Origin of the sequence: Ensifer meliloti (genome assembly GCF_030064585.1) — a bacterium.
Classification (GTDB): Bacteria; Pseudomonadota; Alphaproteobacteria; order Rhizobiales; family Rhizobiaceae; genus Sinorhizobium; species Sinorhizobium meliloti.
This window is the reverse complement of the sequence record NZ_CP120364.1, coordinates 15,704-40,467: the sequence shown is the minus strand read 5'-3', so window position 1 is coordinate 40,467 and position 24,764 is coordinate 15,704. Positions and strand designations below refer to the sequence as shown.

General features: G+C 62.4%; 18 protein-coding genes and 2 pseudogenes. 3 read left to right on the top strand and 17 right to left on the bottom strand.

What is annotated here, in order from left to right; all coding sequences use genetic code 11:
* Positions 1–26 precede the first annotated feature (26 nt).
* Positions 27–1,103: an ISAs1-like element ISRm21 family transposase gene (locus tag PZL22_RS00160; RefSeq protein ID WP_013844321.1), complete on the top strand. Its 1,077-nt coding sequence runs from the start codon at positions 27–29 to the stop codon at positions 1,101–1,103.
* Here PZL22_RS00160 and PZL22_RS00155 read toward each other — a convergent pair.
* The 9 genes and pseudogenes from PZL22_RS00155 to PZL22_RS00115 all read right to left on the bottom strand — a co-directional run.
* A pseudogene (locus PZL22_RS00155) lies at positions 1,104–2,051 on the bottom strand (glycosyltransferase family protein); the annotation flags it as partial.
* On the bottom strand, positions 2,033–3,280 hold the full coding sequence (locus tag PZL22_RS00150; RefSeq protein ID WP_127516699.1) for a glycosyltransferase family 4 protein: 1,248 nt from the start codon (positions 3,278–3,280) through the stop codon (positions 2,033–2,035). The pseudogene PZL22_RS00155 and the gene PZL22_RS00150, both read right to left, overlap by 19 nt.
* Before the next feature lie 6 nt (positions 3,281–3,286).
* Positions 3,287–4,501 (bottom strand): glycosyltransferase family protein, encoded by a 1,215-nt coding sequence (locus tag PZL22_RS00145; RefSeq protein WP_003531308.1) that lies wholly within the window; start codon positions 4,499–4,501, stop codon positions 3,287–3,289.
* A gap of 79 nt (positions 4,502–4,580) precedes the next feature.
* The gene (locus PZL22_RS00140; protein WP_003531310.1) at positions 4,581–5,756 is read right to left on the bottom strand and encodes an ABC transporter permease; all 1,176 of its coding nucleotides are present in this window, start codon (positions 5,754–5,756) and stop codon (positions 4,581–4,583) included.
* Positions 5,753–6,751 carry an ABC transporter permease gene (locus PZL22_RS00135; protein WP_003531312.1) on the bottom strand — a complete coding sequence of 333 codons (999 nt, stop codon included), beginning with the start codon at positions 6,749–6,751 and terminating at the stop codon, positions 5,753–5,755. The genes PZL22_RS00140 and PZL22_RS00135 overlap by 4 nt, the downstream gene beginning before the upstream one ends.
* Before the next feature lies 1 nt (position 6,752).
* Positions 6,753–8,654 carry an ABC transporter substrate-binding protein gene (locus tag PZL22_RS00130; RefSeq protein WP_003531314.1) on the bottom strand — a complete coding sequence of 634 codons (1,902 nt, stop codon included), beginning with the start codon at positions 8,652–8,654 and terminating at the stop codon, positions 6,753–6,755.
* Positions 8,651–10,543, bottom strand: a complete 1,893-nt coding sequence (locus tag PZL22_RS00125; protein ID WP_003531316.1) for an ABC transporter ATP-binding protein — start codon at positions 10,541–10,543, stop codon at positions 8,651–8,653. The genes PZL22_RS00130 and PZL22_RS00125 overlap by 4 nt, the downstream gene beginning before the upstream one ends.
* Positions 10,544–10,853: 310 nt before the next feature.
* Positions 10,854–11,822: a polysaccharide lyase family 20 protein gene (locus PZL22_RS00120; protein WP_284718373.1), complete on the bottom strand. Its 969-nt coding sequence runs from the start codon at positions 11,820–11,822 to the stop codon at positions 10,854–10,856.
* 8 nt (positions 11,823–11,830) lie between these two features.
* A complete protein-coding gene (locus PZL22_RS00115) occupies positions 11,831–13,180 on the bottom strand; it encodes an adenylate/guanylate cyclase domain-containing protein (RefSeq protein WP_027993357.1) in 1,350 nt (449 codons plus the stop codon).
* A 447-nt stretch (positions 13,181–13,627) separates the two neighbouring features.
* On the opposite strand from PZL22_RS00115, the gene PZL22_RS00110 reads away from it, so the two are divergent.
* On the top strand, positions 13,628–14,965 hold the full coding sequence (locus tag PZL22_RS00110) for a nucleotide sugar dehydrogenase (RefSeq protein ID WP_192936957.1): 1,338 nt from the start codon (positions 13,628–13,630) through the stop codon (positions 14,963–14,965).
* On the opposite strand, the gene PZL22_RS00105 is transcribed toward PZL22_RS00110, so the two are convergent.
* Positions 14,955–16,157 (bottom strand): DUF3095 domain-containing protein, encoded by a 1,203-nt coding sequence (locus PZL22_RS00105; protein ID WP_003531324.1) that lies wholly within the window; start codon positions 16,155–16,157, stop codon positions 14,955–14,957. The genes PZL22_RS00110 and PZL22_RS00105 overlap by 11 nt on opposite strands.
* Positions 16,158–16,386: 229 nt before the next feature.
* Here PZL22_RS00105 and PZL22_RS00100 point away from each other — a divergent pair, with 229 nt between their 5' ends.
* Positions 16,387–17,217, top strand: coding sequence for an MBL fold metallo-hydrolase (locus PZL22_RS00100; RefSeq protein WP_003531326.1), 831 nt, complete (start codon positions 16,387–16,389; stop codon positions 17,215–17,217).
* 200 nt (positions 17,218–17,417) lie between these two features.
* Here PZL22_RS00100 and PZL22_RS00095 read toward each other — a convergent pair.
* From PZL22_RS00095 to PZL22_RS00065, 7 genes and pseudogenes are all read right to left on the bottom strand, one after another.
* Positions 17,418–17,737, bottom strand: a pseudogene (locus PZL22_RS00095) (antibiotic biosynthesis monooxygenase family protein).
* Positions 17,734–18,150 carry a cupin domain-containing protein gene (locus tag PZL22_RS00090; protein ID WP_003531330.1) on the bottom strand — a complete coding sequence of 139 codons (417 nt, stop codon included), beginning with the start codon at positions 18,148–18,150 and terminating at the stop codon, positions 17,734–17,736. The pseudogene PZL22_RS00095 and the gene PZL22_RS00090 overlap by 4 nt, the downstream one beginning before the upstream one ends.
* Before the next feature lie 11 nt (positions 18,151–18,161).
* Positions 18,162–19,562, bottom strand: coding sequence for an NAD-dependent succinate-semialdehyde dehydrogenase (locus PZL22_RS00085; protein WP_127596962.1), 1,401 nt, complete (start codon positions 19,560–19,562; stop codon positions 18,162–18,164).
* 182 nt (positions 19,563–19,744) lie between these two features.
* Positions 19,745–21,016, bottom strand: coding sequence for a 3-oxo-tetronate kinase (otnK, locus tag PZL22_RS00080; RefSeq protein ID WP_284718372.1), 1,272 nt, complete (start codon positions 21,014–21,016; stop codon positions 19,745–19,747).
* Positions 21,017–21,175: 159 nt separating this feature from the next.
* Entirely contained in the window at positions 21,176–21,835 is a 660-nt protein-coding gene (locus PZL22_RS00075; RefSeq protein WP_003531336.1) for an aspartate/glutamate racemase family protein, read from the bottom strand.
* A gap of 65 nt (positions 21,836–21,900) precedes the next feature.
* Complete coding sequence (locus PZL22_RS00070; RefSeq protein ID WP_003531337.1) at positions 21,901–22,977, bottom strand: ABC transporter ATP-binding protein; 1,077 nt, start codon at positions 22,975–22,977, stop codon at positions 21,901–21,903.
* Positions 22,970–24,730, bottom strand: coding sequence for an ABC transporter permease (locus PZL22_RS00065; RefSeq protein ID WP_284718371.1), 1,761 nt, complete (start codon positions 24,728–24,730; stop codon positions 22,970–22,972). Before PZL22_RS00065 ends, PZL22_RS00070 begins: the two co-directional genes overlap by 8 nt.
* Positions 24,731–24,764: the final 34 nt, after the last annotated feature.

Sequence of the window (24,764 nt, the reverse complement as noted above, 5' to 3'; positions counted from 1 at the left end):
AGTCCTCCGCTGCCTTGGAGGTCTCGATGAGTAGATTTGCCGCTTGCTTTGAAGATTTGCCAGATCCGCGCGGTCGCAATGCGCGCCATCCGTTGACGTCGATCCTGTTCATTGCCGTTGCGGCGATTGTCTGCGGTGCGGAAAGCTGTACCGATATGGCCGATTTCGGCGTTGCCAAGAAGAAATGGCTGAAGACAATCGTGCCGCTGCCCTATGGCATTCCCAGCCATGACACCTTCTCCACCGTCTTCCGCCATCTCGATCCGGATGCCTTTGATGCGGCCTTTCGCCGTCTCACGGCGAGCTTTGCGCAGGGTCTCGAAGGGGTGGTAGCGATCGATGGCAAGGCGGTGCGCGGTGCCTACCGGCGCGCCGCCAAGGCCACGCCACTCCACTTCGTCAATGTCTGGGCTGCCGGTCCCGGTCTGGTCATCGGCCAAAAGCTCGCGCCGGGCCGCAATGAGGTGCAAGGGGCTCTCGATGCGCTCGCGCTGCTGGCACTGGAGGGCTCTATCGTCACCGCCGATGCCCTGCATTGCCGGCCCGACACCGCCCGCGCCATCCTCGCTGCCGGCGGCGATTATGCTCTGGCACTGAAGGCCAACCAGCCCGGCCTCTTGGCCCAGGCGCTCGCCCGCATCGAGGACGCCGGCCACGTCGAGAGCATCCAGATTGCAGCCGAGACTGCCCATGACCGCACCGAGACACGCCGCGCCAGCGTTGTGGCTGCCGGCGATATCAACTTTCCGGGCCTGCAGGCCATCGGCTGCGTCGAGACCACAAGCCGTCATACCAACGGCCATTTGACCAGCCATGTCCGCTACTTCCTGCTCTCCACCACCATGTCGCCGAGCGCGCTGATCGAGGTTGTAAGAACCCATTGGCAAATCGAAAACAAACTGCATTGGGTTCTGGATGTCCACTTCCACGAGGACGCCGCCAGAAACCGCAAGGACAACGGCCCGCAGAACATTGCGTTCTTGCGCAAGATCGCTCTCAACCTCTTGCGATCGCACCCCGACAAGGCCTCCATCCGCCGGAAAATTAAAAAGGCGGGCTGGGATGACGAATTCCTCACTTCTCTTATCGCTCATATGCGATAGCCCTGCGGTAAAGGGGATGAGGAGGCACGCGCATCCGGCACGCAGAATGTCGCACACGGTGTTGTAGCCGGCCTGCGAGACGGAAAGGCGGGCACCGCAGAGCAAGCCACCGAAATCCCGCCGGAAACGAAAGAGGCTGACGCCCTCTGGAGCCGCGGCCGCGAATGTGTCGAAATCCGCCTGCGGCAGGTTCGGGCCGGTTATCAGACACCAGCGAAGTGCGTTCGGCAGAAGCTTCGCGGCCTCGAGCGCCGCGCCGATCAGCTCCCTGCCGACCGCGCCTCCGCCCGCCGAAACGACGATGTCGAACTTCTCCGCCGCCTCATTTGGCGGCGGCGGGGCGACGAGGCCCGTATAGACGACCTTGTCGCGGACTTCGTCGGCAAGGGGAAATGTCTCCTCGATACGGGCGAATCCGGGGTCACCGTGAACGAGTACGAGGTCGAAATGGTTCTTGACGAGTTCGACAGTCTCCTCGGCCCTCCCGGGCTTGACCCTCTCCTGCAGAATGTCGCGCAGCGACGTCGTCACGAGCGGCGGCCGGCTGCTCGCCGCAATTTCAGCGAGCAGCGGCAGCAGTTCGAACCGCATCTGCCGACGCCCGAAGGGGAAGGCCTCGATGATGACGACGTCCGGTTCCGTGCGGCGGAACGCCTCGACGAGCAGATCCCGTCGGTGCTCCTGAAAAGCGGCCGTGACCGGGTTTCCGTCGCCGTCGACAAGCCCGGAAAACCCCTTGTCGCCGGCAGTCACCGTCGCCAGTGCGACGGTCTGCACACCTTCCCCCGGAAAGCCCGGCACCGGCGTGCCGCCGGTCACCATCGTGACCTCGAAATCCCGCTCGACGAGCGCTCCGGCAATGCGGCTCGCGCGCGCCAGATGCCCGATACCGAGAAGATGCTGCACATAGAAAAAGACGCGAGGCCTGCTCAAGGACTTCTTCTCCATTCGCTTTCGAAGAGCCCGACCAGCTGACGGACGCTGGAGTGGTGGTCGAACTCGCTGCGCACGCGCCGTTCCCCCGCGGCGCCAAGCCGCCGGCGGAGCTCCGGGTCGCGGATCAGCCGCTCCAGTGCCGCGGCAAGAGGCTCCGGGCTTTCCGGCAGCACCACCAGGCCGTTTTTGCCATCTTCAAGAAATTCAGGAATGCCGGAGACTGCGGTCGATATACAGGCAAGCCGCTGGCTCGACGCCTCCACGAGCACATTCGGCAGGCCGTCGCGGTCACCATCGGCCGCCACCCGGCACGCCAGTGCGAAGATGTCGGCCCCACGGTAGCGGCCCAAAACATCCTTCTGATCGAGTGCCCCGTGCCAGCGGATGCGATCCTCGATGCCAAGCTTTGCGGCAAGCGCCTGGAGCCCGCCGGTGAGCTCTCCCGCACCGATATGCTCGAAGCGCCAGTTGATATCCGCAGGCAACAACGACAGCGCCTTCAGGAGGACGTCATATCCCTTCTTGGGAACGGCGCGCCCGACGCTGACGATGCGCACCGGATCGTCGGGATCCGCGCCGTCGCGCCGGGAATGCTCGCCTTCGAAGGCCGGGAAACGATCGAGATCGAGGCCGTGATAGCTCAGATGGACCCGGGTCTGGTCCTTCGACAGGTCCCGCAGGTGCTCATAGCCGCTTCGGGTGCAGGTCACCGTCCAGCGGGCCCGGTCGAGCTTGCCCGAAAGCTCCCAATCCTTAGAGGTCCAGATGTCCTTTGCATGGGCAGAGCAGGTCCAGGGTATGCCGGTGATTATGCTGGCATAGTCCGTTACCGAGGCCGGCGTGTGAATGAAGTGGGCATGCAGCCACGCGGCGTCTTCCGGCCATTCGGTGACGAGCACCAGCGCCTGACCAAGACGGCGGAAGCGGTTGCGTGAAACGTCGCGCGCGAGGTCCCGGAGGAACGACCCGAGCACCCGCCGGAAGCCGGGCTTCGGGACGGTCTTCACCAGCGCTCGGAAAACGCGCAAGGGCTCCTCATGCAGATATTCAGGCAGGTAATGGACGGCCGCGCGTATTTCGTCATGGACGGGATGGCGTTTCCTGTCGGTCGGACGGCGCAGGGCGACGAGGACGAGCTCATGCCCTGCTCTTTCGAGGCCCAGCAGTTCCTGCGCGATAAACGTTTCCGAAAGGCGTGGATAACCCTTCAGCACGACGGCGATCTTCGGTTTCGGCGACACGTGTCTTCAGTTCGATCTTTTCACGACGGCCAAATGCTCTTTCGATCTATGATCGAGCCATTCGCCGACGATCTCGGATATGTGGACGAGGCCTTCCAGCCTCAGGCCATTGGCGCGGAGCGACGGAGGCGCGCGCTGCGGCAGCGCCTTCAGGGCCGCAGCAAGGCGCAACGGCTCCTCCGCTTCCTGAGGAAGCAGCATGTCGACGAGCCCGAGTGCCGAGGCACGCTGGGCGCGGATCAATTGTTCTTCGCGTGGCTGAAGGCGCGGCACGATCAGGGCGGGCTTGTCGAAAGAGAGTATCTCGCAATAGGTGTTGTAGCCGCCCATCGACACCACGCCCCTGGCGCCGGCTATCAGTTCCTCCATGCGATTGTCGAACTCGATTATCTTGATGAATGGGATCTTGCTTCCCTTCTTGATCAGCTTGTTGCGCTGCTTTGCCGGCATGTAGGGGCCGAGGACGACGAGCGCGTTATGCGTGAGTTCGGGATCCTCCTGATAGGCGTGGATCACGTCATGGATGAGGTCCGCTCCGTCACCACCGCCGCCGGTGGTGACCAGTATGTAGTCGCCTTCCGGCTTATGGCCGGGCAGTGCGTCGTGGGGAACGCTTCTTTGCAGGAATCCGACGAAGTTCATGCGGTCGCGCACGGCAACGGGCACGTCGAGCCCGACCAGCGGATCGTAGAAGTCCGGCGGTCCGTAGACCCAGATCGAATCGTAGAACTGCTCGATCTTGCGCATCGTGTCGCGTCGCTTCCATTCCTCTTCAAGGAGGTGCGGCGCGTCCATGATTTCCCTCAGACCAAGCACCAGCCTGGTGCCGTGCGTCTTCAGGTAGGCGAGCGTATCCTCTACCTCGCCGCGCAGACCCATCGGCTCCTTGTCGACGACGAAAATATCCGGCCGGAAGGTTTCCGCCGTCGAACGGATGATCGACTGCCGCATTTTCAAGGTCTCGTGCAACTCGATGTGACGGTCCAGCGAGGTATATTCGCCGTTTCGGAGCTTTATGACGCTCGGGATCTTCACGAAGTCGACGCGCGCGCGATAATCGAAGGCGCCGGCGATGGTCGCACCGGAGATGATCAGGATCTGCAGTCCGCTGTAATCTTCCACCAGTGCATGGGCGATGGCGCGACAACGTCTGAGATGGCCGAGCCCGAAGGTATCGTGGCTGTACATGAGGATGCGGGCATCCTCGAAGCGCCGTGTCATACGAAAAACCTTTCGCTCAAAGATAGAAACGTCGAAGTCTATTGCAGCGATCGCTTGCAGCCAACAGCGATACCGGGGCTTATTTGTAGGGATCGGCGGCGTCGCGCAACCCGTCTCCCAGGAAGTTGAACGCCAATATCACAAGAATGACCGGGATCGTGGGGAAAAGCAGCCAAGGATAGAAGGCAATGACGCTGACGCTCTTTGCCTCGGTGAGCAGGATTCCCCAGCTGGTTATCGGAGGGCGCAGGCCGAGGCCGAGGAAGCTCAACGCCGTTTCTCCGAGGATCATGCCGGGTATGGAGATCGTTGCCGTTGCGATGAGATGGGACATGAAGCCCGGAACGAGGTGTCGCCCTATGATGCGTCCGCTTCTGGCGCCCATCAGCTGCGCCGCAAGGACATAGTCTTCCTCCCGGAGCGCGAGCAGCTTCGAGCGCACGGCGCGCGCAAGGCCGGTCCAGTCGAGAAGGCCTAGGATGACCGTTATACCCAGATAGATGAGAAGCGGGCTCCATGTCGCCGGCATGATCGCCGCCAGAGAAAGCCAGAGCGGAATGCTCGGTATCGACTGCAGGACTTCGATCAGTCTCTGGACCACAAGGTCGAAGATCCCGCCATGATATCCGGCAAGCCCGCCGATGACGATGCCGAGAACGAAGCTGACGGTGATGCCGAGAAGTCCGATCGTCAGCGATATCCGCGCGCCGTAGATGATCCGCGACAGCACGTCGCGGCCGAGACGGTCCGTGCCCAGGAGGAAAAGCTGCCCTCCCTCCGCCGGGCAAACCAGATGCAGATTGCTTTCGAACAAACCCCAAAAACGGTAGTCGTCGCCGCGGCAGAAGAACCGGATCGGCTCGACCTTCGACGTATCGTCCGCGTAGTTGCGCTTCAGCGTGTCCATGTCCAGCGTCATCGTCCGGCCGTAGACGAAGGGGCCGACGAATTCACCCTCGTGGAAAAAGTGAACCCTCTGCGGCGGCGCATAGATGAAATCGACATTGCGCGTGTGCAGGTCGTAGGGCGCGAGAAACTCGCAGATCAGGATCATGCCGTAGAGCACCGCGAGGAAGATGCCCGAGGCGAGCGCGACCTTGTGGCGCTTGAACTTCCACCACATCAGGCGCAGCTGTGATGCCTGGTTCACCCGCACCTGCTCCTCGGTCATGACCTCCACGGAATACGGGTCGAAGGGCGCGGTCGAAACGTAGTGCGGAAGGGGCTCGCCGGGCGCCGGGATCGGTGACGTCACTTTGTGCTCCTGCCTTGCAGACGAATTCGAGGATCGAGGACGGCGAGCGCCAGATCGGAAACCAGCACTCCGATCACCGTGAGGAACGCGAGGAACATCAGGAACGAACCGGCTAGATACATGTCCTGGCTCTGCAGTGCCTTGATCAGCATCGGTCCGGTGGTTTCGAGGGACAGCACGATTGCCGTGATTTCCGCGCCCGAAATGATCGCCGGCAGGATCGAGCCGATGTCCGAAATGAAGAAATTGAGCGCCATGCGCAGCGGATATTTGAGCAGGGTCCGCGTGGGCGAAAGCCCCTTGGCGCGGGCGGTCACGACATATTGCTTCTGGAGCTCGTCGAGCAGATTGGCCCTGAGGCGCCGGATCATGCCGGCAGTACCGGCCGCGCCGACGATGATGACCGGGATCCAGATATGCTCCAGTATCGACTTCGCCTTTTCCCAGCTCATCGGCTCGGAAAGATACTTCTGGTCCATCAAATGGCCGATCGAGGTTCCGAACCAGATATTGGCGAAATACATGAGGACGAGGGCCAGCATGAAATTCGGGATCGCGATGCCGATGAGTCCGATCAGCGACAGGCCGTAATCGCCCCAGCTGTACTGGTGCGTCGCGGCATAGAGGCCAATCGGAAAGGCGATGACCCAGGTGAAGATGATGGTGACGAAGGAGACCAGGACCGTGAGCCACAGGCGCTCGCCGACGACCTCGCTCACCGGCAATTCATATTCGAAGGAATAGCCGAAATCGCCCTGGAGCATCCCCGCGACCCAGTGGACATAGCGCAGGATCGGCGGCTGGTCGAAGCCATACTGCTTACGCAGCGCCTCGATCTGTTCCATATTGACGCCTTCGCCCTGCGCCCTGATCTCGGCGATGTAGCTTTCGAAATAGTCGCCGGGGGGCAGCTCGATGATGGCGAACACGAGCGCCGAGATGATGAGAAGCGTCGGGACCATGACTGCGATGCGCCAGAGAATGTACCGCAGCATCTCAGTCGTCCTGTTCCAGCCAGAAGGTGTCGGGCTTGTAGGCGCCGAGGTAGCTCGTCGGGTCGAAACCGTACAGCCCCTCATCGGGGAAATTGCGCAGCTTCTTCGTGACGAGGATCGGCTGCAGCGAGCTGTTGACCAACCCGATCGAGAAGACCTGGTCCGTGTAGATGGACAACATCTGTCTCCAGATGTCCGCACGCTCGGCATCGTCCGCGGAATGCCTCCAGCGCTTTAGCAGGTCCAGGAGCTCGACGACCGGGGGAAGGTCGGGCGCCTCGCCCATTTCGCCATGCGACATATAGTTCAATCCCCAGACGGGCCACTGCAGCTGGTCGTCCGTGGTCGGTGCAAGCTGACCGGGGCTCATGTCCGCGGTCGGCACGCCGTTGTCGAGGCCGAACCACATCGACATGATTATCTCGCCGCCGACCGCGCGGCTGCGGAAGGTATCCCGCTGCGAGGTGCGAATGAAGAGCGAAATGCCGACCTCGCGCCAGTAATCGGTTATGAGCTGAAGCACATCGGTATCGAGCGTGCTTTCGCCGGCCGTCTCCACCACGATCTGCGCCTTTCGGCCGTCGGGAAGAATACGGATCCCGTCGCTGCCGCGCTTGGCCAGTCCAGCCGCGTCGAGCAGTGCGTTCGCCTGGTCCGGATCATGGGCGATCCAGGCACTTGCGAATTCGGGCCGGAAGAGAGGACTTTCGGGCAGCACCGTGTCGGCGCTTTCCTTCGTCAGCCCATAAAAGGCCGCCATGTTGATCTCGCGACGGTCGATTGCAAGCGACAGCGCACGACGGACGCGCACGTCCCTGAGCAGCGGCCGCCACACCGGGTCGGCAGAGTTGAGGTTCGGCAGCAGCGCCAGGCGTGATCCCGAAGTCTTTTTCCAGAGCTTCACCTCAACCGGGTGCCGCTTCTCCGCATCTTTGAGATAGGTATAGTCGACGAAATCGATCCCATATGCCTGCAGGTCGCTTTCGCCCGTGCCGGTCTTTGCTGGAATGAGTGAGGACGAACTGACGCTGAGCACGAATCGGTCGATATAAGGCAATTGCAAGCCGTTTTCGTCCACCCGGTGGTAGTAGGGGTTGCGTTCGAAGACGAACTGTTCGGCCGGCAGGGGCGTGGTGTTGCGCCACGGGTCGAGGGTCGGCAGATCCGGATTTTCGGGCCGGTAGGAGCGCGCCATGCGCATGTGGAGCTGGCTCCACCTTTTGACCCGCTGCTCCTTCAGGAACGCTTTCAGCTTGTCCTCATCCTGATATTTCGTGTGGAACTGCTTGAGATAGGCCGAAGGCATGACGACGACCAGCGGCTGCGGCGCGGCGAGTTCCTGCAGGAAAACCGGGTTCGGCATCGGCCAGGAATAGCGAACCGTTCGCTCGTCGACGATTTCGAACTTAGCCGCCTGTCCGTCCATGACCATCGCGGGCGGCAGGCCGGCCGGGGACAGATCCTCGTTGAGGAGCACGTCTTCGAAGCAGTAGCGGAAGTCCTCGGCCGTCAACGGCGTGCCGTCCGACCACTTGTGGCCCTCGCGCAGATGGAAGGTGAAGATACGATCCTCGACCGTCTCGTAGCTTTCGAGAATGTCGGGCTGGAGATTGAGCTTCTCGTCGTAGCCGACCAGGCGGGTATAGCCGTAGATCGTCATCAGGCGAATGTCCTTCGCACTGCCGATCAGGCTGCGGATCGTGCCGCCGTGTCGGCCGGGCTTGCGTCCCAGCGCCGCGACATCGATCACCCGCGGCGTCTTCGGCAATCGTTCGCCGACCGGCGGAAGCTTGCCTTCCTGAACGAGGGTGGCGAGCGCGTCGGTTCCGCCCGCGGCCGCGAGCATCGCTTTCGGAAATGCAGCCGAAGCGAGAATGCCAAGCGCAGTTCTTCGGGTGATCATCGGCGTAACTCCCTGGCATCCACCGATCTGCGGGCGAGGACATAATGCCCGCCGCCGAGATCGGCGGGAATAAGAGCACCGTTCTCGCCGCCGTCGGAGAATTGCGCACCCCAGCGCTGCTGGTCCGATCCGCCGCTCGCCTGAAGGGAATCGAAGTCGAGCTTACGGTCGAGATCGGGATAGGGAACGGCGGCGAGGAGCGACCTCGTGTACGGGTGGACCGGATTGCGCATCAGCACCTCACGCGGCGCCAACTCCACGATCCGGCCTGCGCACATGACCGCGATCCGGTCGGCCATGTAGTCGACGACCGCGAGGTTGTGCGAGATGAACAGCATCGTCAGGCCGAGCTCTTTCTGCAAGTCCTTGAGAAGATTCAGGATCTGTGCCTGCACCGAAACATCGAGCGCAGAAACGGGTTCATCGCAGATGAGAAGCTGCGGCACGAGCGCGAGCGCCCGGGCAATCCCGATGCGCTGCCTTTGGCCGCCGGAGAAGCTGTGGGGATAGCGATTGATGAAGCGCTGGTCGAGACCGACCGCCTGCAAAAGGGAGCGAACGTGTTCCTCACGCGATTTCGGCGTCCCTCGTCCGTGAATCTCCAGCGGCTCGCTGAGGATGTTCTTCACGGTCATGCGCGGCGAAAGAGACGAGACGGGATCCTGGAAGACCATCTGGATCTTGGCCCGCAACGTCTTGAGTTCCCCGCCGTCGAGCTTCAGGACGTCGAGCGCACCCTCCCCGTCGTCGAATGTGATCGTCCCCTTGTCAGGCGTCACCGCCCGCATCAGGATCTTGCTTACGGTCGTCTTGCCGCAGCCGCTTTCACCGACGAGCCCGAGGCATTCACCGCGGCGGATGTCGAAGCTGACATTGTCGACAGCGCGATGCCGATATGCCGTGCCGCTGCCGAACCAGCCGGAGCTACGCGTGGAGAACGTCTTTGAAAGGTTGCGGACGGACACGAGGACATTGGGACCCGCCGCTTTCTTGACTTCCCGGTCGCCGACGATCGCGCCGGCCTTGACCGGCACCTCACGCAGCGCCTTCAGCCGCTCGCCCGGCTTCATGTCGAAGTGCGGCACGGCAGCCATCAAACCCTTGAGATAGGGATGCCGAGGATTGCGGAAGATCGCATCCACAGGTCCGGCCTCGACGATCTCGCCATGGTAGATGACGACCACCTCGTCGGCCATGTTGGCAACCACCCCGAGATCGTGGGTGATCAGAAGCATGGCCATGTTGAGCTTGCTTTGAAGCTCGCGCAGGAGCTGCAATATCTGCGCCTGAACCGTCACGTCGAGTGCCGTCGTCGGTTCGTCCGCGATGAGCAGGGCCGGACGGCAGATCAGCGCCATCGCGATCATCGCGCGCTGTCGCATGCCGCCGGAAAGTTCGAAGGGATACATGTCGTATGCCCGCTTCGGATCGGAAAACCCGACATAGCCGAGCAGTTCCTCCGTCCTCTCGCGGCGCCCCGCCTTGTCGGCATCCGTATGGATCTTCAGCACTTCGGAGATCTGGTTGCCGATCGTGTGAAGCGGCGACAGCGATGTCATCGGTTCCTGGAAGATCTTGCTGATGCGTGCGCCGCGGATCTCCTGGATGTCGCGCCCGTCCCTGTCGAGCGAAAGCAGGTCGACGGGGTTTGCCTCGGCTTCGGGATCGTTGAACAACACCCGGCCGCCGACGCTTGCCACGCTCGGCAGGATGCCCATGATCGCCTGGCTGATCGCCGACTTGCCGGACCCGGACTCCCCGACGAGCGCGGTCACCCTTCCGGGCAGAATTCTGAAATTCGCGCCTCGAACGGCTTCAACCTCGCCGCCCAGCACCGAGAATGTGATCCGCAGACCCTCAACTCGCAGCAGGTCCGCTCCTGACGTCATCGCAGCACGCTTCCCTCAATACCCCTCCTGCACAATCCCAACTCGAGGCCGCCCCCAAAATAAAATCATGCAGCCACTTCCTGCAGCGCCGCGCGTCTGATCAGGCGCGCAAAGCTCGCTCCACCCCTTTTAGCGCCGCATGTTTTGCCCTTTAATCGGCTAGGATCAACGGGAACATGCAATAGCTTTACAGCGAAGTTTGCCCGCCCCGCCGGACGCACTGTAACTTTTTGCCACTCAAAAACAGTAGCCTAGGTTAAACGGGCTGTCCAGCATGCCACCGGAAAGGTGTGAACGCGTCGAAGCGGCCTTACGAGAACGGGCAGCTGCCGTTGGTCAGGACGTCCTCGCAGCGCGGGGAACGCCGGAAATCGTCGTAATAGAGCGTCCAATCGGTCGTGTCGGCGGCCCGATAAGGTCCGAACTTGAAGTACTGGTTCTCACCGAGACCCTTGTCCGCATGGCCTACATGGCCCTTGACGGTGATGATCGGCTGGCCGTTGGCAAAGAGCTCTATGTGACCCGAGCCGTCGGGACCGGGCTTCGTGAAGACGACGAAATCGATCCAGCCGGACCTCGGATCCGGCAGGGGATTGCCATGGTTGGTGATTGTGATCCCGTCCGTGCATGAATTGAAGAGGCTGCCGTCTTCCGGCTTCCAATTGCCGTCGGTCGCCACCAGCATGCGCATCTGGTTGACTTCCGGACGGAGCCAGACCGGCGCGTGGCCTGGGGCGCAACGCGCCGGTACGCCATCAAGGCCGGCGGAGACCGGAGGCAGATGGTTGGTTTCGACCGTCGCGAAGAGCTTTCCAGAATTCATGCGCAGCGCCAGGAAGGGGCTGAAGTCGCCCTCGGCACCGGGATCGATCTCTCGCTTCCACTGCGCGATGAGATAGCGGTGGTCGTCGCTCGGCACCGGATCGGCGAACTTTACCGAGAAGCCGTACCAGACCCCTTTGTCGTAGGGCACCCGCAGTTCGGTCTTTTCCCAGATCTCCGCGCGTTCGCTGCAGCCGTCGTGATCCGCAGGGCAATTCGGCACGATGCTGAGCTTCAGCCCACCGTTGCCGGTGCGTTTGACGGCGCTCTGGAACTCGTATGTGCCGGCGCTCTGCTCGAAATTCTCGCGGTAGTAGAGCCCCCCTTCGGGCGAAAAATCCGTACCCTCGAAACCGTCGAACAATCTCCGTTCGTAAATTGGCGGCTCGTCCGCCGACTGGGCATAGGTGAGACTCGGCAAGGCAATCGCCGCCGCCAGCAGAGCTATACGAAACATCGGTCCCCTCATTGAAGCATCTTGTCGATCAGACCGCGCGGGCCAGGCGGCCGCTTCTTGTTGCGGTAGAGCAACATGACATGCTCCGCCTCGGAAAGTCCATCCTCGGTTGCATCATATGCCCGCTCCTGCGCAATTGCAGCAAGGGCGGTATCCCGCGGGTAGAGGACCGTGAACTTCTGGCGAACCCCGCGCAGTTTCTCCTGCCCGAGCGTTTGCCATTCCCCGCCGCAATAGTTCACGAAGGCCTCGCTCGCGACGACGCTGTGGGCATATTTCTTCGTCAGGTTCTGCAGCCGCTGAACCTCGTTCACCGCGGAGCCGAACACCGAGAAGGTCAGCCGGTCGCGCAGGCCGACATTGCCGAACATGACGTTTCCGACATGCAGGGCGATGCCGTAGCCGATAGGGTCGCGGCCCTGCCTCTTGCGTTCCGCGTTGAGGGCGGCCATGCGCGCCGTCGCCGCGCCCACGGCGGCGAACGCCTCGCGGCTGGCCATCTCCGACGGCTCCTTGTGTCGGCCGCAGGGGTAGACGCCGATGAAGCCGTCGCCGATGAAGCTCAGGATCTGTCCGCCGTTTCGGTTGAAGGGCGTGGCGATCGCGTCGAAGAATCCGTTCAACGACTCGATATAGGCCTGCCGGCCTTCCTTTTCGGCAAGCATCGTCGACTGGCGCATATCCGCCATGACGAGAACCGCGCGAACCGTCTCGCCGTCGCCGCGCCGGACCTGACCGCTCATTACGCGGCGCCCGGCATTGGCGCCAAGATAGGTGGTCAACATATTGTCGGCGAGCTTGCCGAGCACGGCCACTTTGGCGGCGATCGCCAGGTGGTTCTGAAGTCTGAGAAGCGCCGCAATGACGTCGTCGCTGAAGCCGCCCTGACGGTCCGTCGTCCACGAGCCGACCATGCCGTGTTCGGATTCGGCTCCGAGAGGTTGCATGAAGGCGATGTAGTCGGTCGCTCCCTGCTCCTTCAGCTCGTCGAAAATCGGAAACTCCGAGGGCAAAGCGGGATCGATCCGACGCCTGACATGGTCGAGATTGTTGCTGAGCAGGTAATAATACGGACTGTGCAGGAATCGCTCGGGATTGAGCGCCAGTTCCTCGTGGCGCAGACCGCTCACCTCGACACCCTGACCTCGCAACCAGGTAAAGCCGAGGGCGTCGTAAAGCGGATGAAGCATCGAGAAAGACAGATGAACGCGCATGAGCGGCAGGCCCGCCGCCGCCAACCGTTCGCAGAAACCGCGCACGATGGTTTCAAGCGTTTCGTCGCTGAGCGAGGTTCGCATGAGCCAGTCAGCGACCTTGTCCAGGAGGATTTCGGAAACATTGTCGTTGATCGGGCTCATGCCATATCCTCATCGTCGCGGCAACGGTCGCCACCAGCGCCGACCGCGGAGCAGCGATCGCTCGCTCGCGGCAGCACTGAAGTGGGTACCCGTCGGTGAAAGAAGGCTCCCGCCGCCTCCCGCGGCCGTTCGTGCAGCGATCGGGTCACCGCTGCGCCCCTGCAGATATTCACCGCGGAGGACATTTTCCAGAGACCACGAGCGATTTTTGATCGTTGCCGGATCGTACACGCAACAGCCCTGCGCATTGCACCCTGAAATTGCCGGGGTCCCTCACGGCCGCATGCCTGCCCGGCCAGACAAAACGACGCAGGCCGTGAGGCGTGCGGCGCCGCTGACGGCGCGCCGCGCTTGACTTGCGGTGGCTTTCCCGCCAACAAAACGACACCGGGCTCCGCAGCCGGATCGCTGAAGCGGCCGTCCCGGCAACAGAACTGGACGCCAATCTTGACCTCTCCGCATCACGACAGGCTGCTCGAATCGATCTCCAGCCGCACCGCTCGCGTCGGCGTCATCGGCCTCGGCTATGTCGGCCTGCCGCTTGCCGTTGCAGTCGCGCGCTCCGGCTTCCATGTCACCGGTTTCGACATCGACCCGGGCAAGATCGTCGCGCTCGACGCCGGGAGCTCCTATATCGAAGCGGTTTCGGACGAGGCGCTTGCGAGCGAAGCCGCCGCCGGGCGGTTCCGCTCCACGACCGACTTTTCGGACCTTGGATTTTGCGACGTCATCATCATCTGCGTGCCGACGCCGCTCACCAGGCACCGCGATCCCGACCTCTCTTTCGTGGAGAATACGTCGCGCGCGATCGCCGACTGCTTGCGGCCGGGCCAGCTCGTCGTTCTGGAGTCGACCACCTATCCCGGCACCACCGACGGTATCGTGCGCTCCATCCTGGAGGAAACGGGGCTCAAATCCGGCACCGACTTCTTCATCGGATTCTCGCCGGAACGCGAAGACCCGGGCAATCGCGCCTACGAGACCACGAGCATTCCCAAGGTCGTGGCCGGAGACGGCCCAATGGCCGCAGGGCTGATGGAGCGGTTCTATGCCGCCGTGGTCACGACGGTGGTTCCGGTCTCGTCCAACGCGACCGCAGAGGCGGTAAAACTGACCGAGAATATCTTCCGCGCCGTCAACATCGCCCTCGTCAACGAACTCAAGGTCGTCTACGAGGCGATGGGCATCGACGTCTGGGAGGTGATCGATGCCGCCAAGACGAAGCCCTTCGGCTACATGCCCTTCTATCCGGGGCCCGGGCTCGGTGGTCACTGCATTCCCATCGATCCCTTTTATCTGACATGGAAATCCCGGGAGTACGAGCTACCGACGCGCTTCATCGAGCTCGCCGGCGAAATCAATTCGGCAATGCCCCGTCACGTCGTGGCAAGGCTCGCCGAGGCGCTCGACCGGCGGGAGGGCAAGGCGCTCAGCCGCTCGGCGGTCCTCGTCATCGGCCTCGCCTACAAGAAGAATGTTCCGGACATTCGCGAAAGCCCCTCCTTGAAGCTGATAGAACTCATCGAGGAGCGCGGCGGCAAGGCCGCCTTCTACGACCCCTATGTGGAAGAAATCCCCTCGACCCGCGAACACATGGCCTTGAAGGGCCGGCGGTCGGTCGTCTTCGACGAAGCGACGGTTCGCGGCTTCGATGCCGTTCTTATCGCGACCGACCACGACGCCGTCGACTATGCCGCGCTTGCCGACTGGTCGCCGCTGATCGTCGACACGCGTAACGTCTTCGCGCGCCACGGGCTTGCTGCCGAGCACATCGTCAAGGCTTGACCGCAGGGGAAATTTCCCCGGTCCGCAAAAGGTCCTCTCCGGAAAGAGCAGCCTTCAGGTTCCGGGCGGCCACCGCGTAGCCGCCGGCGGCACCGTCGATGAAGTGCATATGGTCTCTGCTCATCGGGGTCGGAACGATGCACGTCATCAGCGCCGAATCCTGCCGGTGCAGCCCGTAGCGGCATATGCCCGCCGCCGCGCCCTGCTTCAGCCGCTCCTCGATACGGCCCAGCCGATCGAGACTGATGTCGATCGTCATCTTCAGCGCGTCGTCGAACTTGCGGAAGTCCGAATTGCTGGCGAGGTCTCTCGCATATCGCTTGACGTCGAACGGTCCGAAATTGATGCCGAGCCTGAAACAGAGAAACAGTGCAAGGCTCTGCGCGGCGACGAAGGACCAGGTCAGGAAGCGGCGGCCCCTTGGCGCGACGGCGCGCGATTCCGCCGTAATGCCACGCACGGAAAGGTGCGGCTCGGGACCTTTTTCCGGTACCGGGTGCCCGCCTCGCTCCTCCCCCTCGGCCAAGGCCACGATGTCGCCGATCAGCGCCTGGTATTCCGGACCGATGCCGCGCTCTCCCGGAACCGCGATGATGGAGACGATCGCTCCGTGATGCGAGACGATCGGGTTCCAGCGGCATGACAATCCGGTCAGGTCGGGTCTCGTGCCCGGCGGCGCGGCCTCGATCTGGTAGCGGCCCGCCTTCATTTCCGCTTCCGCCCAACTGGCACCGCCGCCGGAAAACATGGCGTAAGAGACTTCCTCGCTCGCCTTGAAGCGCGCGACACGCATGTCGAACCCGCTGGCGCGCACGTCGGAAACCGGGACGATCGCGGCGCGAAGCTCGAGGCCCAGCTCCTCCGCCACCCATGTCTTCGCCGCTGCGAGCACGTCCCTTGCTTTTGCCGCCAGCGTTGCGGGCACGGCGGCGAGCGCTCCGTCGCCGCCGAAGACGAAGGCGAGGTTTCTCTCGTCGAGGCCGTTCATGAGCGCCGAGATGACGCTCGCGCCCGCCATGTTCACGCTCTTGTATCGCCCTTCGGCGATCGCTCCCGTCGAATTGACGATATCGGCAACGGCGAGCCACCAGCCGTCGGGCAAGGGCCGGTAGTTGGCCTCGTCGGCGACACCTTCGAATGCCTCGAAAAGAGGAAGGCCCGCGTAAAATTCCCTGTCGGCCGGCTGCACCATCGTGGCCAAACTCCTAGAAGTGACTTCTGTTGCTGATTTCCAGGCTGGAGCGATTTTCACCCGATTATGATGGATAAAGCACCTTCGCTTCGATGAATAGATTTCTCTTCTCGCCATGCAATCCGTGCGCGATGGCGCCAATGGCATTGCAGGACCCTCATGATTTGTGCTTGTCTAATCACTACGCCCGGGCAAAGTGCTACGGCAGGCAGGATAAAGCCGGAACGGAATGCAGGACGATACATTTCGAGTGAAGTTTTGGGGCGTAAGAGGCAGCTTGCCGGTATCCGGCGAGCAGTTCCTGCACTACGGAGGAAATACGCCCTGCATCGAAATTCGCTGCGGCAAGGAGGTGCTGATCTTCGACGCGGGATCGGGCCTGCGCGAAGCCGGGCTGTCGCTGATGTCCGAAGGCATCGCCGAGTTCGACGTTTTTTTCACCCACACCCATTACGATCACATCATCGGCCTGCCCTATTTCAAGCCGATCTACCGCTGCAGCTCCGCCGTCCGTTTCTGGTCCGGCCATCTCCACGGCACGATGTCCACGGCCGAAATGATCAACGAGTTCATGAGGCCGCCATGGTTCCCGGTCGGAACGGGCATCTGTCAGGCGAGCCTCGACACAGTCGATTTCCGTCCGGGTGAAACACTGTCGCCGCGAAAGGACGTTTCCATTCGCACCATGAGCCTCGTGCATCCCGGGGGATGCGTCGGCTACCGTATCGAATGGGGCGGGAGGGCGGTCGCGCTCGTCTACGACACGGAACACGAACCCGGCATTCTCGACCCCGTGCTCCTCGATTTCATCGCCGGAGCCGATCTCATGATCTATGACTGCACCTACCTGGAAAGCGAAATGCCGACCTTTCGCGGCTACGGACACTCGACCGGGATGCATGGATCGCAGCTCGCCAGAGCCGCAGGCGTCACGCGCCTCGCCATGTTCCACCACGATCCGTCGCGCACCGACGCCGCACTCGCCGCAATGGAACAGGAAGTCCAGGCTTTCTTCTCGGGCGCCTTCGCCGCGTGCGACCGTCAGGTCATCGATCTATAAGATCGGCGACACGGTTTCTGCTGAAATGCTTGGCTAATTCGCGCCGGTCATAACCCAGTTGTCAGCACGCCTGCCCGCGCTCTCCGAGTCTGTCAAAGCAAAGCCACCGCCAAACTCGCAGATTGAGTGCGGCCAAATCGCATCGGGTGCCGTGCACTCCGATCCGCGGTTCGGGTGGGCTGCACAACAGCGGTCAACGGCTATTCTTGCGCCAGGCTCGGTTCGGTACTGGATAAAGCCACCCCTTCGGAATGGGTCACCTTTGGCGCGCCGTCGAAATATGGGCTGACGAGACGCCGCCACTCCTGGAAATCTTCAGAATTGCGGAAGCCGACCATGTGGTCGTCGACGGTCTCCCGACCAGCAGACGATAAACATGCGGTGTCTCGACGACCCGATGCAGAGCCACGCCGTGGCAGCCTTTCGCCCTCAGAAACAGGGGCGCCGCTCGTGACACGCCCGCTTCAAATTGCGCCTCGCTGCCGGTTTTGGCGGAAATCTCCGCGACTTCAACGATCATGATTTCGCTCCCTGCTGATGGTGTTCCGCATCGATCGGGCGCTCCTCTCCGGTAGCGATCATGGTCCGAGTCGCATCGATGGAGGCATAGATCCAGAAAATGCGCATTGGCTCGGTCTCGGACGCATTGATGAAGCGATGGGGAACGTTTGCCGGGATCCAGGTCGTGTCGTTGGGGCCGAGCGGGTATTGGAGCCCGTCGATTTCGGCAATGGCCTGCCCGTCGAGGACCATCACGCTCTCTTCGCAATTATGTTTGTGAAGACCGATCGCGGCGCCAGGATCGAAAGCGGTGATACCGTTGATCATGCTGGTCGAGCCGCATTTGCGCGTCACGAGCGGCGTCGTGCGGGCGCCATTGCCACGATCATTGCTCTTGAGTTCCTTTGGGCGAAGGATTGCTGGCTGAGTCAACTGAGTTCTCCTTATTCCGGCGCTTTGGCGACAGGCTGGGCTGCGTTGGCCGGGCCGATCCAGACGGTCTTGATGTTGACGAACTCGCGGATGCCGTAGACACCGAGCTCGCGGCCGTAACCTGAGCGCTTGATCCCGCCGAAGGGGTATCGGGGGTCGGACGCGACCATGCCGTTGATGAAGACGGCGCCGGCGTCGATGTCGCGCGCGAGCCGGCGTGCACGCTCCACATCCCCGGTCCAGATCGCGGAGCCGAGACCGTATTCGGTTTGGTTGGCCAGCCGAACCGCTTCTTCGGCATCCCTGACGCGGATGATGGCCGCGACCGGTCCAAAGGTCTCCTCGCAGAAGGCGGCCATCTCCGGGCGCACGTGGTCGAGCACGGTCGGCGGATAGAAATAGCCTGGCCGGTTCAGCGGCGCGCCGCCGAGCTTGAGCTCTGCTCCCGCGGAGATCGTCTTTTCGACCTGCGCATGCAGGCCGCCCATCAGGTTTTCCCGTGCCATCGGACCGATATTGGTATCGCGCTCCATGGGATCGCCTACCTTCAGCTTCGCGACCTTCTCGCAGAAGAGCTCGACGAAACGGTCGGCGATCCCTTCTTCGACGATGAAGCGCTTGGCGTTGACACAGGACTGCCCGACATTGATGTAGCGCGCCTTGACCGCGACGTTTGTCGCCTCTTCGAGATCGGCGTCGGCAAGCACGATGAAGGGGTCGGAGCCACCGAGTTCCAGCACCTGCTTTTTCAGCGCCTTGCCGGCCTGCGACGCAACGATGGCGCCCACTTCGGTGGAGCCCGTCAGCGTCACGGCTGCGATCCTGTCGTCTGCAATGATGCCGGCAACTTTGGCCGGCTCGATCAGCAGGGTGGCAAAGAGGCCCTCAGGGCAACCTGCCTCGCGCATGATCTCTTCGATGGCGAGTGCACATTCCGGCACATTGTTCGCGTGCTTCAGTACGGCGCCGTTCCCCGCGGCGAAAGCCGGCGCTGCAAAACGGAAAAACTGCCAGAACGGATAGTTCCAGGGCATGATGGCGAGGACGACACCGAGCGGATCGAAGACGACGGCGCTTTCGGACGCGTTCGAGGCGACCGCTTCGTCGGCGAGGTATTGCGCCGCGTGCTCGGCATAGAAGTCGCAGTTGTAGGCGCATTTTTCGATTTCGGCCTCGGACTCGACGATCGGCTTGCCCATCTCGCGCGTGATCATCTCGGCATAGCGCGACTTGCCGGCACGCAGCACCTTGGCCATGGCGCCAAGCAGTCGAACCCGCTCTTCGACAGGCTTCTTGCGCCACGCCTTTTGCGTCTTCGCGGCGGCCGAAAGCGCTGCATCGACAAAGGCATCGTCATGGAGCTCGTAGCGGGCAAGTTCCTCGCCGGTGGCCGGATTGGTCGTGACGATCATCGCCATCTCTCCTTCATTCTTGTTGATTGAGTAAAGCCTTGCTTGGCCATTCACGGCGTCGACGCAGGTCGCGGCTGCCCGCAAGCACGCCGTCCTCATCAACACAGGCGTAGACACCGGGAGCAAAGGCCACGCCGCCAAACTATGCACCGCGGTCGAACAGCGACTTCGACAGACTGCGCTCATCGCCCCGCAAGCCTCTCCAAAGCCTTTGTGAAGAAATTCGGGGCGCCGAAATTTCCGGATTTCAGCACCAGAGCGACCGGCTGATCTCCCTTCGACAGAAGCACCGGGACACCCGGATCGATCTCAGGCCCGATCGCCAGCGCCCCAAGATCGAGTGCCGAGACGACAGCGCCCGATGTTTCGCCGCCGGCGACGACGAGGCGCTTAATGCCGGCGCTGACCAGGTGCCGGGCGGTTTCCGCGAAGAGGCCGTCGAGCGTCGCCGCGACATTCTCTCTCCCGAAGCGCGATTGAATCGCGCGAACCTCGTCAGGCGTGCCGGATGAATAGACCAGAGGGGCCCTCCCCCTATTGGCGAGCAGGAAGGAGGTGAGCTCCGACGCGGTGACCTTGCCCTCCATCACACCGGTGACATCGATTGCAAGGGTCGGATGATTGCGGCTGTGAATCTCCACCTGCTCGCGTGTGGCGCCGGAGCAGCTTCCGGCCAGAATAGCCTCCAGCCCGTCAACGGGTAGCGCACCGGCGACGGTGCCACGCGCCAGACCGCGTTCGATGAAGTTTGCGGCAAGCCCGACCGCGATCCCGGACCCGCCCGTGATAAGGCGGTCCGGAGCTGCCGCACGGCCGATGGCGACGAGGTCGTCATCCGTGATCGCGTCGACGATGACGAGAGCACGGTTTGCCTCGCCATGTCTGCGCAAAGCCGCCACTATCGCCGGGGCTCCATCGTGGACGGTGGCGATGTCGACATGGCCGACATCCGAGACCGTCTGCAGCCGCAACCACCGGCGGATATCCGCATCGATCATCGGATTCAGCGGGTGGTTCTCCAGACCGGATTCGTCAAGGAGACGGTCCTTCACGAAGAGATGCCCTTGATATACGGTGCGTCCGGCCCCTGGGAATGCAGGGCAGGCGATCACACCCTTCACTGCAAGCGCGTTGGCGAGCGCCTCCGCGACCGGACCAATGTTTCCGGCTGGCGTGGAATCGAACGTCGAGCAATATTTGAAGACGATCTGCTCGCAGCCTTGATCGAGCAGCCATTTCAGCGCGTCGAGCGATTGCTCGACGGCTACCGCCGCATCGATGGAGCGGCTCTTCAGCGCGATCACGCCAGCCTCGACCTCCGCGTCGGCGGCAGCGCTCGGAAGGCCTAGATATTGCACGGTGCGAAGGCCGCCCTGCCCCGGCAGGCCCTTCGCGATCGTGTTGGCGATGTCGCTCGCCCCGGTAAAATCGTCGGCAATGACCCCGAGAAGCATTTTTCTACTCTCTTTCGGTTCTTCGGCCCGCGCTCAAAAATCTTCTGTCGGACCGCATCGTCTTTTGCCCACTCGGCACAAAGGTCCATCAGGTGGACGTCTGAACAACGACGCTGCGCTCGAAGCCCAGCCGCTCCTTCGATGACACTCGCTCGCGATCTAGCCGAGCAGACGGCGAAGCTTGGCGACGGCGGCGTCGGGGCTGGTCAGCACCGGAATAGTCGTGACCGCCTGCACCGCGGGAAACGCCCGCGCCGTCGAGAAATGCGCAAGCGTGATCGCGTCAAAGCCCTCAAGCCTGGCAGCTGCTTCCGCCACTAGCCGGTTGTGCGTCGCCTCGTCGCCGGCCCTTACGGCTCCGATGGCACCCTCGACGAGGAAGCTCTCGATCTCGGCGGACGGGTCCACACGGGCGGCCTCCTCGCGGAATTCGGCTTCCATTCCCTCCCTCGCGGGCGGAAATGTGTAGAGCATTGCCGTTCGCCCGCCCTTGCGGATGGCGGTCTCGAACATCGCCTCGTTCGGCTTGAGGACGGGGATATCAAGCGTTGATGCAGCCCGTTCGATGGCGGAGCCGAAGGACGAGCAGGTGAAAAGGACCGCATCGCTGCCGATCATGCGCGCATATCTGGCCAATGCCACGATGCGATCCGTCATCTCTTCGGTTATGGTCCCGTCCCTCGCCCTGTCAGGGGAAAGGCTATCCTCGAGGATGTTCACCCGCTTGGCGTCCGGCCACGCCTTGTCGAAGGCCGCCTTGATCGGATCCATGGCAATTGATGTCGCGTGAATGAGCGCGATCTTCGGCTGTGTCGTCATTTGTTGTTCCTGGAAAATAGGTGGCGGCCGCCGGGAAGGAGCGGCGACCGCCGCTTCGGGCCTTGCTACTGCTGGCCCGCCGAAAACACCCAGACACTTTCGGGTGGAATGCGTGCCCAGACCGTCCCGGAAGACAGTTGCTTGGCGCCATGCGCCTTGGCAACAAAATCGCCGCGGCGCAGACGGTACTCCCACCTGTCTCCAAGATAGATGCTGTCGTCGAGGTTCATCTCGAGCGCATTGCCATCCGGCTGATCGCTGACGCTGATCTGTTCGACCCGTATCACCGCCCGCGCGTCTTGCGATGCCGACAAGCCCGACGCCTCGCGCACCGTTCCGTCGAGGCTCCAATTGTCGCCGCCGATGACCGCCGTCCTGCCTTCAACCGTCTTCACCTTTGCCTTGACGATATTGTTGGCGCCAAGGAAATCGGCCGAATAGAAGCTGTTCGGGTTGGAATAGATCTCCTGCGGTCCGCCTTGCTGAACGATGCGCCCGTCCTGCAGCAGGAGAATATTGTCGGCGGCAGCCAGCGCCTCGCTCTGGTCGTGGGTGACGAGGATGGCGCAGATTTCGAGATCGAGGATGAGCTTGCGGATCCAGTAACGCGCCTCCTCGCGCAGCTTCGCGTCGAGGTTGGACAGCGGCTCGTCGAGCAGCAGAACGCGCGGTTCGTAGACGAGAGCGCGGCAGATCGCGACACGCTGCTGCTGGCCGCCGGAAAGCTGTGAGGGAAAGCGATCGCCGAGATGCCCGAGGCCCATGCGCTCCAGGATTGCGTGAACGCGCCTTTCGAGTTCGGCCTGCGCCACGCCCCGGAGTTTAAGGCCGTAGCCGACGTTCTCCTTGACGGTCCGATGCGGCCAGAGCGCGTAGGACTGAAAAACAAGGCCGATATTGCGCTGCTCGGGCGGAAGCGCCAGCTTCTTCTCGCCGTCGAGAACGGTCTTCCCCCCGATCACGATCTGGCCGACTTCCGGCTGTTCGAGCCCGGCAACGCAGCGCAGAAGCGTTGTCTTGCCGCTGCCCGAGGCGCCGAGAAGCGCGACAATCGACCCCCGCTGGGCGGTAAACGAGGCGCCTTTGAGTATCTGCAGGCCACCGAGCCATTTCTGGACATTGCTGACAACGAGTTCAGTCATGGATTTTTGCTCCCAAACGGAGGGCGAGTGCGAGGCCTGCGCCCGTCAATATGATGCTGATGAGGGCGAGCGCGGCGATCGTGTTCATCGCGCCGGTCTGCAGAAGCGAGACCATCAGCGAGCCGATCACTTCAGTGCCTGCGCCCATGAGGTAGACGCCCGTCGCATATTCGCGAAGGAAGATGATCATGATCAGCGCCCAGGCGCCGGCGAGGCCCGGACGGACGATCGGGATAACCACGTCCTTCCATGTCCGGCCGATTGTCGCGCCGGTCGTGCGGGCGGATTCCTCGAGTTCCGGAGCCACCTGGATCAGCGTGCCCTGCAGCAGGCGCAGACCGTAGGAGAGGCCGACGACGAGATAGGCGACAAAGAGGCTGACGAGGGTCGGTCGCAACGGCGTCAGGAACGGCACGAACAGAAAGACCCAGAAGAAGGCGAGACCGACCACCAGGCCCGGAAGGGCGCGGGGCAGCAGCACGATGTAGTCCAGGACCGTGTTCGACATGCCCCAGTTGCGGTGACCGGCGAGGCCGACGGCCAGGTAGATTGCGACTGCCACAGCACCGCCAATCACCGAAAGTACGATCGTGTTGATGATACCGTTATAGAGGCTCGGTACTTCCAGCATGCGGCTGAAGTTCGAGAAGGTGAGCTGGGACCACAGGTTGACCCCCTCTCCCCAGGCGTCGACAAAGGCGCGCACGGTAATTCCACCGATCGGCAGGACAACCGACACGAAGAGCCACAGGCCGATGATCGAGAGAGCGATGATCTGGCCGCTGTTGCCCAGCTTGAGGGTGGAGACACGCGCACCCTTTCCGCCCATCGCCGCATATTTACGAGCATTGCGCAAAAGCTTGCGCTGCATCCATACGAGCGGAAGCGTGATCAGGACCAGGACGACCGCGACCACTGCCATGAGCTGGTAGGTTGGCGTACCGAACAGCGTCGTCAGCTTGTAGATATACGTGGTGAGCACCATGATGCCATTGGGATCCCCGAGCACAAGCGGAATGCCGAAGGTCTCGAAGCCCAGCAGGATGTTGAGCGCGGCAGCAAAGATCAGAGCCGGCAGAACCATGGGCAGGGTCACGTCACGCGAGACCTGCCATATCGATGCGCCGGTCGTGCGTGCAGCCTCCTCCAGATCGGACGGCAGATTGCGCATGGCCGAGGACACGTAAAGATAGACGTGCGGCACGTGGCTGAGGCCGGCGATCAGGATCATGCCCGGCAGGCTGTAAATGTTCCAGGGAACAATACCGATGATGTCACGGACGAAGAGGGAGACGAAGCCCGTCGGGCCGACGGAGACGGTGTAGCCGAAGGCGAGCACGATGGACGAGATGAACATCGGAACGAGAACGAGGACCTCGAGGATGCACTTGCCCCGTACGTCGGTTCTCGTAATCAGAAAGGCCAACAGGCCGCCGAGTGGTACCGCGATCGCGACCATGCCGAACGAGAAGATCGCCGTCGTGCCGAGGGCCTTGTAGAAATTTCTGTCGGAGAAGACGTAGCGATAGGCGTCGAAGCCGAACTCGGCGCGCGGGCTGAAGAAGGCAGCCGTCAGAAAGCTCTGGTAGATGATGAGTCCGACCGGCGCCAGAACCGCGATTGCCAGCAGACCGATGACAATATGCCGGTAGGCGTTCGCATTGCCGTGGCGCGGCATTCTGGCAGGGTATTTCTTTTCGGCTGCGGCTTTCGAAAGCTCGACTGCAGCCGGTGCTTGAGCGTGGGTAGACATTACGAGCCTCTCGCAAACAGGAGCGAAGCCGCGG